Genomic DNA, 12,664 nt, shown 5'->3' on the forward strand with positions numbered 1-12,664 from the left:
TTCATTCAATCGTCATAGTCACTTTCACGTTCGCGCTGATGCCAGATTAAAAAACATGGCGCTATTAAGCTATGCGTCAAAAGTGTCAAACACTGGATAAATGTATTCAACGCAATAAAACGTGCTTCAAGTCACACTTCGCATTGGATTTGACTTGAGTCCCTATGGGCAAGAGGGTTGAGCAAGCTCGCATTTTTATTTTAACAGTACAAAAGTCCAGTAAATGCCCTTTTTCTCGTCTGTCATCTTCCGTGGCGTATGCCTATTGTTTAAAGCGCCGGCTACCTTGAAAAAGCGGCCGGCCTGGTGGGTGTTTTCACGCCATTCTTTTAATGAGGGGTCTTCATGACGAATCGAGTCCAACAGCTGAAAAGCTCAATGCTGGCCCATCCCCGCGAAATTTCGCTGGAGAGGGCATTGCTCTATACCGCCAGCCATCGACAAACGGCGGGGGAGTCGGTGTTAATGCGTCGCGCCAAGGCAACCGCCTATATTCTTGATAACGTTGATATCGCAATTCGTGATGGCGAATTGATTGCCGGCAACCGCACCGTAAAACCGCGGTCCGGGATTATCTCTCCGGAAATGGATCCTTATTGGCTGCTTACCGAGCTGGATCAATTTTCCTCTCGCCCTCAGGATCGTTTTGACATCAGTGACGAAGATAAACAGATTTATCGCGAGCAGCTTTATCCTTATTGGGTAACGCGATCGATGAAAGACTTTATTAATGGTCAGATGAGCGACGAGGTTAACGCTGCCGTCAGTACGCAGATTTTCAGCATAAACCAGACCGATAAAGGCCAGGGCCATATTATTATTGATTATCCGCACCTGTTGAATAACGGCCTGGCGAAGCTTATTGCCGAGATGAAAAGCCGCTGCGCCGAGCATCAGGATAACGTCTTCTTTCAGGCCGGCTTGCTATTACTGGAAGCATCACAGCGACATATATTGCGTTATGCCGCCTTGGCCGACCAATTGGCGGAACGGTGCACAAACGATACCCGCCGTAAGGAGTTGCGGTCGATTGCGGATATTTCCCGTCATAATGCCCAGTATCGCCCGGAAGATTTCCGGCAGGCCTGTCAGTTGTTTTGGTACATGAACGTAATATTGCAATATGAATCTAACGCCAGCTCTTTATCACTGGGGCGTTTTGACCAATACATGCTGCCATTTTACCAGTCCTCTTTGAGCCGTGGCCACAGTCCGGCGTTGCTAAAAGAGTTGCTGGAATCACTGTGGGTAAAATGTAATGACGTAGTATTGTTGCGTTCAGCCGGCAGCGCCCGCTATTTTGCCGGATTCCCAACGGGTTATACCGTGATATTAGGCGGCTTGACGGAAAATGGCCGCAGCGCGGTGAATATGCTCTCATTCCTGTGTCTTGACGCCTATCAAACCGTTCAGCTTCCTCAGCCGAATATCGGCGTACGGGTAAATGAATTTATCGATCGTCCGTTCTTGCTGAAAACGGCGGAAACCATCCGGCTGGGAACCGGCATTCCGCAGATCTTTAATGATGAAGTGGTGGTGCCCGCGTTCCTGAATCGGGGCGTCTCACTAGAGGATGCTCGCGATTATGCGGTGGTAGGCTGCGTCGAGCTTTCTATTCCCGGCAGAACCTACGGTTTGCATGATATTGCCATGTTCAATCTGCTTAAAGTCATGGAGATTGTCTTGCTGGAAAATGAAGGCAGCGCGGTTATCACCTGGGACAGCCTGCTAAGGCAGATACGCGATAAGATTCGCCACTATATCAAGCTGATGGTGGAAGGCAGCAATATTTGCGATATCGGCCACCGCGACCGGGCGCCGGTGCCGCTGCTTTCTTCGTTTATCAGCGATTGCATGGCGAAGGGCAAGGATATAACCGAAGGCGGCGCGCGCTATAATTTCTCGGGTGTCCAGGGCATTGGCATCGCTAATCTCAGCGATTCGTTACACGCCTTGAAAGGTATGGTATTTGATCAACAGCGTCTGAGCTTTGATGAGCTTCTGGCGGTGCTGAAAGCGAATTTTGCCACTGCGGACGGGAAAAATATCCGGGCCCGGCTGATTAACCGCTTTGAGAAATACGGCAATGATATTGACGAGGTGGATAATATCAGCGCTGATTTACTGCGCTTCTATTGCAAAGAAGTCGAAACCTGGACCAACCCCCGCGGCGGGCATTTCTCGCCGGGGTCTTATACCGTATCCGCCCATATACCCTTGGGTGCGGTGGTCGGGGCAACGCCGGACGGACGTCTTGCGGGTGAACAGCTGGCCGACGGCGGGCTATCGCCGATGCTGGGGCAGGACAGCAATGGACCTACGGCGGTATTAAAATCAGTCAGTAAACTGGACAACTATTTGCTGTCGAACGGTACGCTGTTAAATGTGAAATTTACCCCGGCTACGCTTGCGGGTGACGGCGGGCTTAATAAACTCAGTGACTTTTTGCACGCCTTTACCAAACTGAAACTGCAGCATATCCAGTTTAACGTGGTGAATGCCCAAACGCTGCGGGAAGCACAGCAGCGTCCGCAGGATTTTGCCTGCCTGGTGGTTCGCGTTGCCGGTTATAGCGCCTTCTTTGTGGAGTTGTCGAGGGAGATTCAGGATGACATTATCCGCCGCACGGCGCATCAATTGTAAATGCATTGACTATCCGGCCGATGAAACGGCCCGCATTTTCAATATCCAGCGCTACTCCCTTAACGATGGACAAGGGATCCGTACGGTGATTTTTTTCAAGGGATGCCCGCATCGCTGTCCATGGTGCGCCAACCCTGAATCCATTTCCGGCAGTATTGAAACAGTGCGCCGTGAAAAAAAATGCCTCCATCGCGCTGTCTGTCTCTATGATGCGGATGAATGTCCCTCCGGCGCATTGGCGCGTATCGGCCGCGACGTGACGCTGGATGGCTTGGAAAAAGAGGTACTGAAGGATGATATCTTCTTTCGTTCATCGTCCGGCGGGGTGACGCTTTCGGGGGGAGAAGTATTAATGCAGGCTGAATTTGCCACGCGTTTTCTTGCCAGGTTGCGGCGATTGGGAATCAATACCGCGATTGAAACAGCCGGCGATGCGCCTGCCGCTCGTTTTCTGCCCCTTGCGCGTCAATGTGATGATGTGTTATTTGATCTGAAAATCATGGATGTAAAACAGTCAAAAGAAGTGCTTCATATCAATCTGCCGCGGGTGCTGAAAAATATGCGCTTACTGGTGGCTAACGGTATCCACGTTATTCCGCGCATTCCTTTGATTCCGGGATATACAATGACGCGGGAGAATATGTGCCGGGTACTGAATGTGTTGGCGCCTTTGGCAATAGATGAATTACATTTATTGCCTTTCCATCCCTACGGAGAGCCCAAGTATTCTCTGTTAGACCGGCCATGGCAGATGAAAGGCGTACCTGCGCCGGATGAAAGCGACATCGCTCCGTTGCGATTAATGGCTGAATCCGCCGGCTATCGGATTAAGGTCGGCGGCTAGTCCGCGAAAAGGATAGGAAGGTGACAGAATGACGCGTTATCTTGTTGCGGTAACTGCCTGTATAAGCGGCGTCGCCCATACGTATATGGCGGCGGAACGTTTCGAAAAATTATGCCAGCAGGAAAAATGGTCCGTGAAGGTTGAAACGCAAGGCGCATTAGGCACGGAAAATGCCATAACGGCGGAAGATATAGCGAGAGCAAATGTGGCGGTGCTTATCACTGACATTGTCATTGACGGCGCGGAACGGTTTGCAACGTGCAGAAGCGTTCAGACCACCACCCGCATTTTTTTGTTAGAACCCCATAAAGTCATGTCAGTAGTTGAACAAGCGTTTAATTTGCCCAATGGCACACATCTTAAAGTGAGCTGAAGAATAGGTAATATAAAGGGATGTGATACGAATCGCGGTATCCATACCCTTCATCGGGTAGATATGTCGTTACTCTCTTTATTGTCACATTGGCTTCGCCACTGGCTTCTGTATTCGGTTGGGGATCGGGCCGTACTTTTACGAAAAATACGACAAAAATAATTACTGTCGATGAAACCACAGCTGCTCGCGATTTCTTTAACCTTCATATCATAACCTTTAAGTAATAACTTAGCGCGTTCCAGACGAACGTGGTTAAGGTATTCGTTGAAACCAATGCTGCCGGTTTTTCTAAAAAGATGTGAAAGATAATTGGGAGAAATATGAAAACGTTTAGCAACATCATCGCGGGTGAGTTGAAACGAGGCGTTATCGTCAATATATTCCTGAATGACCTCAAATAACGCCCGGCTGGGGGTTAATTTCTGCGCCTGGTTGATGAGTTGGTCTGAGCAGTGGCTCAGCAAGCCGGCGAGAACCAATCGCGCGGTTTGCTGATCGTCCAGGTTGGAAACAATCTCATTCATCGCTTGCAGCAGAAAAGAACCGACCCGCGGGCCGAGGCGGGCGACGTTTTGTTTATCAACGTAGATGAGGTTATCGCCATCCCATTGCTGAATGCTAAAGCCTAATTTATTTTTGCTAAATAGAATGCTTAATAATGTCGCAGGACGGGTCCAGCTTATCAAATTCCATTTACCCGCGGGTATATAAAGCGCATTGTATTTTTTTAGAATTCCTTGGGCCTCCGGCAGACTTTTATCTTGAACTTCTCCTTCTATCACAATTTCGAGACGAGGAAAGCTTACGACGCTAGCCAAGGGCGGGGCAGGGAGCGAGTTATTCGGGTATTTTAAAGTCATTGCATGATGACGGGAAATCAACCGAGCAATGATGTCTATAACGTCTTGCTGCATAGCCAGATCTCTTTTAAACGTTAACGGGGATCTTAAAAGGTTTCATGAGGTCTTTCAAGCGAGACAGGATGGGTCATATTATGATTAAGAGCCTGAAGAAAACCTTCAAGCCCATGTGCAATGAAACCGAACATTCAGCTTTGGTGCCGCAGCCATTGTTAAAAACAGGCTTAGGTCATAACACGGCGGCCATTCGCCTGTTTTTCATAAAACGTCAAGGAGCCACTTTTGCGCCGGCGTCAGACGGGAGGCGGTTCCTGGTCTCAACCATTTGCGTTGATCCTGCTGCTGCGCATCCTCGCGATCGCAATATAAGCCATGTAAAACTCTGCGCCGGGTACCCACGGTATTGGTGGTCCCGCCATGCCAGGCATGGGCGTTATAAATCATCACGCTGCCCGCCGGCGCCGCAAAAATGGCTTCATCAGGATGCGGTAAGGCCGGGTCGGGCAAGATATCTTCGGGCAATTCCGGCCGATGGTGGGTACCGGGAATAATACGCGGCGCGCCGTTGGCCGCGCTCAGGTCATCTATAGCCCAGATTGCGTTGACCAGATGGACCTTTGGAAAATCGGGCCGGGGTTTTTTCCAGTCCGCATGCAGGGGCTGATGGCCGCCATGGTGAAGCGCTTCTCTGCCATTCAGGCTGGAGACCTTAAATGGTCCCTGGAAAATATGGCGGCATACCGACAGAACAACCGGATGTGCCCAGACTTTCTCCCATACCGTGCCTTTGTTGATCATGTTGGCAATCCGGGTGGCGGTCTCTTCCTGGTGATGCTCTATCGCGAGATTATCTCCCTCCTTTTTTACCAGCCCGTCAAACGCCGCACGCATATCTTCCAGCCAGTCCGGGTCAATAACATCGCGGATAACGACGTAGCCCTTGGTCTCCAACTGGTCAATCATATCGCGGGATAAATCAGCAGTGGCGCCAAGAGCCTCAAGATAGCTTTCAGATTGGGTTTTCATATTAGCTCCTTCATTTTCACGTTTTTGTAACGTATTAAAAAATACGCGATCATGAGCAATAAAGAAGCAGGCTAATGCAACGAAAATCTGGACATATGTGGCATGGCGGCAAAAATGTGATTTATATTGGAAATCCACTCATGGGACAGTGCGGCAACATCCGCAGAACATCGCGGCTAAAACGCCAGTCCTTTGCGCTTCGCCATATCAATAAAAGCCCGTAGCATTCGAGAGTGAGATAGTGATTATATGTTAAAAAGCTCAATCATCTTGAATGCATCGTAATACCCCCATATTTTTGTAATCTGCTGATTCTCGATATGTAGCACCCAGCAATAGCTCATATTAAAATCCGCACCGTTTTTTCCCTTTCCACCTGTAGCATGGAATTGCAGGCAGGCAAGGTTGCCATCGACGATCATCGTATCGATTATTGGGACAGGCCAGGATTCCAGCTTGTCATCAAGTCGTTTAATAAGTTGACTACGGTAAGCCTCTTTCCCTTGGTAGGTCCCGGATAAGGGCGAAGTTCCCATTGCATTGAACTCCAGATCTTCATGCAGTGCAGACATAAAATTATCTCCCCATCCCTGGCTTGCAATCGTCTGGAATAGGGACGTCAGAAACCGGCGATTTTTTTCGCTCATCATTTTCCTCGTAACTGTAGATGATAATTAGCGTGCGGCTTTGAGAATATCTGAGAGGCCGCGTGTTAATAACTGGCGTGGCGCATCGGTCCCATCGACCGGAAGAAGGGTTCTGCTGCGTATTTTCCAGCGCCCCGCATGGCGTTCGAGCTCCCAACGGTTAACCACAACCCGGTGGATACGGTACCCGGTTGACGAGCCATGATTAGCCATCTCGCGAATTTCACCCTGTTTATCCAGCTGTAAAAGTTGCAAGTAGGAGGTGACGATTGCCTTATCGCCGCGTAGGTCGATTAGCGGTAACCCGGCAAAGTGTGCCAGTCCGCCTTTGATTGCCTCCTCATGGGCCTGCCTGAGAATAAATGCCGCGATAGCCTCCACGCCTTTAGCTCCATCCAACCCCTCTCCGCGATTAAAAACCCCATCCTCCATATAGACAGCAGCGGTATATTCGGCGAGGCCGGTATCAGCGCTGGGAGGGTGAGAAGCGATAAGTTCATAAATAGCTAATGTATCCTCTATCATCTGCAGCCGCTGCTCTACGGTAGGCTGATTTTCATCGGTCATTGGTTCTCTCTCCTGTTTTTTACAAGCTTGCCTGAAGCGGAAGCTACATTATAATTATTCTTTCAAATTACATAATCCCGCATAAACTAAATGCAGTGATTATCCATGCTTAACAATAAGGGCGATTGATGATTGAAGGTTCAGATTTTTTGGCGCTAAAAACATTTATTTTGGTCGCGGAGAAATTGAACTTCAGGGCTGTCGCTGCCATGTTGGGCATTTCCGCGTCTGCCGTTAGCCAGCAGATTAATGGGCTTGAGGGACGCTTGGGACAGCGGCTTTTCAACCGCACAACGCGCTCCGTGGGCCTTACTGAGGATGGAAAATCACTTTATCTGCAAACCGCGCCGTTACTGGAGAATCTGGCAGGGGCGCTCGCACAGGCGCGCGCCAGAAGTCATATCATAAGGGGAAATATTCGCATACATGCCTTTCGTTCGGCAGCGATGATGTTCCTGGATCATAAGGTACCCGGTTTTCTGAGCTCTTTTCCCGATGTACATATTGATATCACCATTAATGATTCACCTACTGACCTTATCGCGGGAGGGTATGATCTTTCCCTACGGCTGGGCGAAGTGCTTGATCCCGGATTGATTGCGGTACCCGTTGGCGGCCGGCTGCATCAGATAGTGGTGGCCGCGCCGTCTTATCTTGAAACTCATGAAGATATCAAACACCCCGAAGATGTAAGGCAGCACAATTGCATTGGCTGGCGCTGGCCGGGAACGGTAACGCCGGAGCCATGGCAGTTTTTTTATGACGGCCAGATCAAAAACATTCCGGTAACGGGGAATCTGGTGGTGGACGATCGCGAGCGACAATATCAAGCCGCCATCGCGGGAATCGGTATTGCCCAGGTGACCGCGGAAAGAGTGAGCGCGCATCTTTTATCCGGCGCGCTACATCCTATTCTCAATGAATGGGATGTGGAGTTTGCCGGCTATCATCTTTGCTGGACTGCCGGCAAATCCATGTCTCCGGCGATGAGAGCCTTTATTGACTGGTTACGTCAGGATTAACGTATTTTTTGCTCAGAATAACGCTGCTCGCGTGCGCATATCGTTTGCGGGAGTTAACAGGCATGCTTGCCGTCTTGTTCACCCGTTCCATTGGGGAATATATATCCGCCATTGCGAACCAGCGCCTTTACCTCTTCGCTCACTTGCACGGGATGCTGACTGATTCTCGCAATGAACTCCTTTTGTCCCCGCACGTACGACTTCGCATCGTGCTGCGCGCTCCACAGGACAATGCTCAGCATGATGGGAATGAGGTCCAGGCCTTTCTCGGTCAGCGTGTAGAAGTCCTTGCGCCCGTCATCGGGGCTGGGCACCCTCGAGAGAATGCCTTGCGCCTCAAGAAAGGCAAGGCGGGAAGCAAGGACATTGGTCGCGATTCCCTCTTCCGATTTCAGGAACTCGCCATAGGTCTTCTTACCGGCAAAAACGATGTCGCGAATGATCAAGAGCGACCACCGGTCGCCAAAGATCTCCACGCCGTAGTTCACCGCGCAGTGTGACCTGATTTCTTTACCTGTCGTTTTCATGGCGAAATCTTAACATTACTTGCATATCGCAAGCAAATGCCGTGATTACTTTCTTTTTACAAGTAACTTTACTTGCTTATTGCAAGCGATATGTCTAGCATGGTTTGTATGTTGAGCGCGGTCGCTGGTACACGTCTGCTTGCTGTCGCTGGGCCTGCTCGCCCACGCCATCAAGCACACCAACTTTTCAATCGGGGCCAGCCTTCCCGGCTGAGCTCACCCGTAGCACTATTTTTTCATCTCACTTACGAGGAACAGCAACATGCGCGTTTTAGTTACTGGAGGAACCGGCCATATCGGTTCGTACATCATCCCTGAACTGGTCGCGGCCGGACACGAAGTTACCGGCCTGGCCCGCTCGGACAAGGCCGCAGATGCGGTGGCCGCACTTGGCGCCAAGGCGCGGCGCGGGGATATTTCCGACCTTGAGGGGCTCAAGGCGGCGGCGGCGGACGCCGACGGCGTCATTCACGTCGCCCACAGGCAAGACCTGCTTCCCTCCGGTGGGATCGACGCCGTGGCCGCCGCGGAACTCCAGATCATGCTCGCGTACGGCGAGGCGCTGGCTGGAAGCGGCAAGCCGCTGGTCGTGTCGGGGAGCATCGGCGCGCCCGGGTGGGAAAAGCTGGGCCGGCCGGCCACCGAGGAAGACCCGTCACTTCCCGGCGGCGATGCGTACAAGGGGACCCTGCGGGTGCGTAACGTCGTCGATCTCGCCGTCATCGGCCTCGCCGAGCGGGGCGTGCGGTCGTCGATCGTGCGGATCCCTACCATCGCGCACAGCACGACCGACGTCGCCTTCCTGCCATTGTTGATCGGGCTGGCGAAGGAAAAGGGCGTCATCGGTTATCCGGGAGAAGGCGCGAACCTGTGGCCGGCCGTACACGCCCGTGACCTCGCCATCTTGTTCCGCCTGGCGCTGGAGAAGGGTGGGGCAGGCAAATATTGGCATGGGGTCGAGAGCGAGGGCATCCCGTTCCGCGCCATCGCCGAGGCCATTGGCAGCCGCCTGAACGTGCCGGCCGTGAGCATTCCCGCAGACGTGCTGATGCTGCCGGGCTACTTTGGCTTCCTGGCAAACCTGGTCACGCTCGATCTCCCAGCATCGAACCTTATCACCCGGCAGGCCCTGGGCTGGGAACCCACTCAGCCCGGCCTGTTCGCCGATATGGATAACGGCCACTATTTTCCGGCTGCCTGACGCGCGCTGTATTACCGGGGCGATGTTCCGGTAATACATGACGAGCAACCTGTTAACTGACGAGGAAACAATATGAGCACTCCCATCTGCACCATCAGCATCATCGGCGCCGGCGGCATGGCCACGGCAATCGCGGGCCGTAGCGTCAAGGCTGGTCACGTAGTCGAGGTGATCGGCCGCGACCAGTCCAAGGCGCAGGCGTTTGCCGAGAGGCTTGGCGCTGGCGCGACCACCGGCACGTACGGCGCCGCACCAAAGGGGGACATCGTCATCCTCGCCGTGCCATACGGCAGTGCGGCGTCGGTGGTGGCCGATTTCGGGGCGGCGCTGGGCGGCAAGGTAATCATCGACATCACCAACCCGATAGCCCCCGACCTCTCGGGCCTTGTGTCCCCCAATGGCAGTTCCGGTGCGCAGGAGACTGCCAAAGGTCTCCCCGCCGGCGCGCATGTCGTGAAAGCGTTCAACACTCTCTTCGGCCCTGTGCTTGCCAAGGGTGGCCGGCTCGACGCGTTCATCGCAGGCGACGATGGAGAAGCCAAGGCCCGCGTTGCGGTTTTCCTCGGGAGCCTCGGCCTGCGGCCTTTGGATATTGGCGCCCTGCACATGGCCCAGACGCTCGAATCGCTTGGCCTCTTGATGATCGGCCTGGCAAAAAACGGCGCCGGCACGTTCGATATTGCCATGCACGTCGATATCGGATTGGCGCGATGAGCACGCAAGGGAACGCGCAGATCGTGAAGGCACTATTTGCCGCACTGGGCCGCGGCGGCCTGGTTTAAATCTCACAAACAAGAAGTACTGATGGCTTATGCAATTGCCGCCGTTTACGATCTAAGTGATAAATGTCAACTGCGCGTTTATGAGATGTATCTACCTTGGTATTGGAATATTTGCAATGTTAGTGCATAATAAGTGCATGTTGGTTGCATTGAAAGGAGTGACTATGAGTGCATCACTTCCGAACCCGCTGAGCGTTCAGTTTCGCGAGCCTAACACCGCCTACCTATCACCTGCCAGAGTAGGGGATTTTTTTGGCTTCCGAATCCAGGAACTGGCCGAGCGCGCGCATGTACATCGCAATACTCCTTCTTCACGGCCTCAAGCACAGCAATTGCAGCAGTATCTGGTGGATTTGGTGCGGGTTCTCGCGGTGGCCACCGAGATGACGGGAGATGCTCAGCAGGCCGTATTTCTCATCCGTAACGAACCCTTGCGCGCGTTCGGCTATAAGACGGCTGATGCCCTGCTCAGAGATGGTAGGGCCGATGACGTCATCGCCTATCTGGAATCGCTCGCCAACGGTGCCTCTGGATGATTGACGTTGTTCTTGACGGCGGGCGGTTCCCGGCGTTCTATCGGGTTCTTGTACCGGCCTTTGCCTCTACGCCCCGTTCCGGCATGGGGGCCGCCAGGCAGGGGGGACGCTTCAATCGTCCCCGTCAAGAAGCGCTATACCTGTCGGCTGATGAAGTCACGGCATTGGCCGAATACAAACAGGACAATCCCTGGCTGCAGCCTGGCACGATCTGCACTTTTTTCGCTAAAGAACTGCGGGTGGCTGATTTGAGCGCCGGATTCGACCCTGAGCACTGGGCCGAGCTGTGGGCCGACTTTGCCGTCGATTGGCGCACGGAACGTTTTGGCAACGGTGTCGAACCACCCACTTGGTATATGGCCGACGACGTGGTTGCCGCTGGCCTGGATGGCATCCTTTTTCCCTCCCAAGCCCGGCCGGGCGGAATCAATCTGGTGATCTATCGAAGTTCCCAACTGAGCGACATACAACTGTGCGTATATGATCCTGCCAGTAACTTGAAGAGTATTCCGCCAAATACTCATACGTAGCGCGCAGCATAGCGATGGCGCATGGATGAAAAACACCAAAACCGTTGTACAAACCAAAATGACAGGTTAAACGAAGTGGTAATACCCAATAAGGGCGAAGCTAATTCGGGTTCGTGTCGATGATAAATATTACAATCTTGGTTAGGCTCGCGACGGATTAACTAGTAGGGGGGAGGTCAACCCGGACGTAATCTGGCATCCTCGCTACTCTGGGTCCAATCACATTTGGCGGTCAGCGCTGTGCCAGGAGCAGACATTGCTCCCTCGCATCATTATGTATTAATCACTTGGGGTCGAGGCGTTTTCTATGAGAACTATGCATTTTCAGAATGCCAGTTAAACGCAAACGTGATGACTTGTAAGATAGTTACAGACGTAGCGGTGAATCATCAACGCTGGCGGGTCATTCGCAGGAGGAACGTTAACTGTTCCAAACCAGACAGGATTTGCCGGGCAGACTGAGCCACAAATGAAGGCAGGTATGCCCGCAAACTTACCAGCTATCGGTCTGTGGACATGCCCTGTAGAAATGGCTAGCAGTCTCGCCGGGGCGCGTCTAATCAAATCTTCCATATCAGGCAGACCTCTGCACATCGTTTTGTCTAGCGTTGGTATGCCAGATGCAAAGACATGATGGTGCATAAACAGCAATGACGGAGGGCCGCCTGCGTCGCTAAGTTGATTATCCAACCATTCCAGATGGTCAGTCACACTGCCGTATTCCTTATATTCAATCGTCGAATCCAGACCAATCAGGCGAATGACACCTGTGTTATGGATTAAGTGCAGGGCCTCTCCTTGGGCATCGTGCTCCCACCTGTTCTCATCCCAAATCGAACGTATCAGACTGCGGTCGTCTGAGTTACCCGGCAGGATCAACGAAGGGTAATTCTGCTGATTCAGGCGGTCAGCTATTTGTTTATAACCTTCCTGCCAGTGCCCATCCGTTAGATCACCTGTAAGTACCAGTACGTCCGGTTGCAGATGCATAAGCCAATTAAGTACCTGGTCGAACCGAAGCAGGTGATCATTTTCGGGTGAGGCGTGAATATCTGAAACCTGTGCTATCAGCATAAAGACCTCATACGATTGTTGTGGGGGGA

14 protein-coding genes are annotated in these 12,664 nt (G+C 52.3%); 8 read left to right on the forward strand and 6 right to left on the reverse strand.

Annotation, left to right across the window (positions count from 1 at the left end; genetic code table 11):
* Positions 1-345 precede the first annotated feature (345 nt).
* The 3 genes from ACL2XJ_RS20800 to ACL2XJ_RS20810 are packed head-to-tail and all read left to right on the forward strand — an operon-like array spanning position 346 to position 3,860.
* The gene (locus tag ACL2XJ_RS20800; protein ID WP_413724357.1) at positions 346-2,643 is read left to right on the forward strand and encodes a formate C-acetyltransferase; all 2,298 of its coding nucleotides are present in this window, start codon (positions 346-348) and stop codon (positions 2,641-2,643) included.
* Positions 2,609-3,487 (forward strand): [formate-C-acetyltransferase]-activating enzyme, encoded by an 879-nt coding sequence (locus ACL2XJ_RS20805; RefSeq protein ID WP_413724358.1) that lies wholly within the window; start codon positions 2,609-2,611, stop codon positions 3,485-3,487. Before ACL2XJ_RS20800 ends, ACL2XJ_RS20805 begins: the two co-directional genes overlap by 35 nt.
* Positions 3,488-3,515: 28 nt before the next feature.
* Complete coding sequence (locus tag ACL2XJ_RS20810) at positions 3,516-3,860, forward strand: PTS fructose-like transporter subunit IIB (RefSeq protein WP_203521556.1); 345 nt, start codon at positions 3,516-3,518, stop codon at positions 3,858-3,860.
* 50 nt (positions 3,861-3,910) lie between these two features.
* Here ACL2XJ_RS20810 and ACL2XJ_RS20815 read toward each other — a convergent pair whose 3' ends face one another.
* The 4 genes from ACL2XJ_RS20815 to ACL2XJ_RS20830 form a co-directional block, all read right to left on the reverse strand.
* On the reverse strand, positions 3,911-4,777 hold the full coding sequence (locus tag ACL2XJ_RS20815) for a helix-turn-helix transcriptional regulator (protein WP_413724359.1): 867 nt from the start codon (positions 4,775-4,777) through the stop codon (positions 3,911-3,913).
* Positions 4,778-4,981: 204 nt separating this feature from the next.
* Positions 4,982-5,749, reverse strand: coding sequence for a phytanoyl-CoA dioxygenase family protein (locus ACL2XJ_RS20820; RefSeq protein WP_413724360.1), 768 nt, complete (start codon positions 5,747-5,749; stop codon positions 4,982-4,984).
* Positions 5,750-5,994: 245 nt separating this feature from the next.
* Positions 5,995-6,399 (reverse strand): nuclear transport factor 2 family protein, encoded by a 405-nt coding sequence (locus tag ACL2XJ_RS20825; protein ID WP_413724361.1) that lies wholly within the window; start codon positions 6,397-6,399, stop codon positions 5,995-5,997.
* A gap of 24 nt (positions 6,400-6,423) precedes the next feature.
* Entirely contained in the window at positions 6,424-6,963 is a 540-nt protein-coding gene (locus ACL2XJ_RS20830) for a nuclear transport factor 2 family protein (RefSeq protein ID WP_413724362.1), read from the reverse strand.
* 128 nt (positions 6,964-7,091) lie between these two features.
* Here ACL2XJ_RS20830 and ACL2XJ_RS20835 point away from each other — a divergent pair, with 128 nt between their 5' ends.
* Positions 7,092-7,985 carry a LysR family transcriptional regulator gene (locus tag ACL2XJ_RS20835; RefSeq protein WP_413724363.1) on the forward strand — a complete coding sequence of 298 codons (894 nt, stop codon included), beginning with the start codon at positions 7,092-7,094 and terminating at the stop codon, positions 7,983-7,985.
* A 53-nt stretch (positions 7,986-8,038) separates the two neighbouring features.
* Here the strand turns inward: ACL2XJ_RS20835 and ACL2XJ_RS20840 are convergent, their stop codons facing one another.
* Positions 8,039-8,512 carry a winged helix-turn-helix transcriptional regulator gene (locus ACL2XJ_RS20840; RefSeq protein WP_203521542.1) on the reverse strand — a complete coding sequence of 158 codons (474 nt, stop codon included), beginning with the start codon at positions 8,510-8,512 and terminating at the stop codon, positions 8,039-8,041.
* 262 nt (positions 8,513-8,774) lie between these two features.
* On the opposite strand from ACL2XJ_RS20840, the gene ACL2XJ_RS20845 reads away from it, so the two are divergent.
* The 4 genes from ACL2XJ_RS20845 to ACL2XJ_RS20860 all read left to right on the forward strand — a co-directional run bounded on the left by ACL2XJ_RS20845 (position 8,775) and on the right by ACL2XJ_RS20860 (position 11,561).
* The gene (locus ACL2XJ_RS20845; protein WP_413724364.1) at positions 8,775-9,713 is read left to right on the forward strand and encodes an SDR family oxidoreductase; all 939 of its coding nucleotides are present in this window, start codon (positions 8,775-8,777) and stop codon (positions 9,711-9,713) included.
* Positions 9,714-9,785: 72 nt separating this feature from the next.
* Positions 9,786-10,427, forward strand: a complete 642-nt coding sequence (locus ACL2XJ_RS20850) for an NADPH-dependent F420 reductase (protein ID WP_413724365.1) — start codon at positions 9,786-9,788, stop codon at positions 10,425-10,427.
* Positions 10,428-10,659: 232 nt separating this feature from the next.
* Positions 10,660-11,031 carry a hypothetical protein gene (locus ACL2XJ_RS20855; protein WP_413724366.1) on the forward strand — a complete coding sequence of 124 codons (372 nt, stop codon included), beginning with the start codon at positions 10,660-10,662 and terminating at the stop codon, positions 11,029-11,031.
* Entirely contained in the window at positions 11,028-11,561 is a 534-nt protein-coding gene (locus ACL2XJ_RS20860; protein WP_413724367.1) for an RES family NAD+ phosphorylase, read from the forward strand. Before ACL2XJ_RS20855 ends, ACL2XJ_RS20860 begins: the two co-directional genes overlap by 4 nt.
* Before the next feature lie 336 nt (positions 11,562-11,897).
* Here ACL2XJ_RS20860 and ACL2XJ_RS20865 read toward each other — a convergent pair whose 3' ends face one another.
* A complete protein-coding gene (locus ACL2XJ_RS20865; protein WP_413724368.1) occupies positions 11,898-12,635 on the reverse strand; it encodes a metallophosphoesterase in 738 nt (245 codons plus the stop codon).
* Positions 12,636-12,664 lie beyond the last annotated feature (29 nt).

Source organism: Sodalis sp. RH16 (assembly GCF_047324245.1).
In the GTDB taxonomy this organism is placed as follows: domain Bacteria; phylum Pseudomonadota; class Gammaproteobacteria; order Enterobacterales; family Enterobacteriaceae; genus Acerihabitans; species Acerihabitans ligni.

Bases quoted from the DNA above. Each gene is read 5' to 3' on its own strand.
- ACL2XJ_RS20810 (WP_203521556.1), top strand. From the start codon at position 3,516: ATGACGCGTTATCTTGTTGCGGTAACTGCCTGTATAAGCGGCGTCGCC.
- ACL2XJ_RS20860 (WP_413724367.1), top strand. From the start codon at position 11,028: ATGATTGACGTTGTTCTTGACGGCGGGCGGTTCCCGGCGTTCTATCGG.
- ACL2XJ_RS20865 (WP_413724368.1), bottom strand. From the start codon at position 12,635: ATGCTGATAGCACAGGTTTCAGATATTCACGCCTCACCCGAAAATGAT.
- ACL2XJ_RS20830 (WP_413724362.1), bottom strand. From the start codon at position 6,963: ATGACCGATGAAAATCAGCCTACCGTAGAGCAGCGGCTGCAGATGATA.
- ACL2XJ_RS20855 (WP_413724366.1), top strand. From the start codon at position 10,660: ATGAGTGCATCACTTCCGAACCCGCTGAGCGTTCAGTTTCGCGAGCCT.
- ACL2XJ_RS20850 (WP_413724365.1), top strand. From the start codon at position 9,786: ATGAGCACTCCCATCTGCACCATCAGCATCATCGGCGCCGGCGGCATG.
- ACL2XJ_RS20805 (WP_413724358.1), top strand. From the start codon at position 2,609: ATGACATTATCCGCCGCACGGCGCATCAATTGTAAATGCATTGACTAT.
- ACL2XJ_RS20835 (WP_413724363.1), top strand. From the start codon at position 7,092: ATGATTGAAGGTTCAGATTTTTTGGCGCTAAAAACATTTATTTTGGTC.
- ACL2XJ_RS20815 (WP_413724359.1), bottom strand. From the start codon at position 4,777: ATGCAGCAAGACGTTATAGACATCATTGCTCGGTTGATTTCCCGTCAT.
- ACL2XJ_RS20820 (WP_413724360.1), bottom strand. From the start codon at position 5,749: ATGAAAACCCAATCTGAAAGCTATCTTGAGGCTCTTGGCGCCACTGCT.
- ACL2XJ_RS20845 (WP_413724364.1), top strand. From the start codon at position 8,775: ATGCGCGTTTTAGTTACTGGAGGAACCGGCCATATCGGTTCGTACATC.
- ACL2XJ_RS20840 (WP_203521542.1), bottom strand. From the start codon at position 8,512: ATGAAAACGACAGGTAAAGAAATCAGGTCACACTGCGCGGTGAACTAC.
- ACL2XJ_RS20800 (WP_413724357.1), top strand. From the start codon at position 346: ATGACGAATCGAGTCCAACAGCTGAAAAGCTCAATGCTGGCCCATCCC.
- ACL2XJ_RS20825 (WP_413724361.1), bottom strand. From the start codon at position 6,399: ATGATGAGCGAAAAAAATCGCCGGTTTCTGACGTCCCTATTCCAGACG.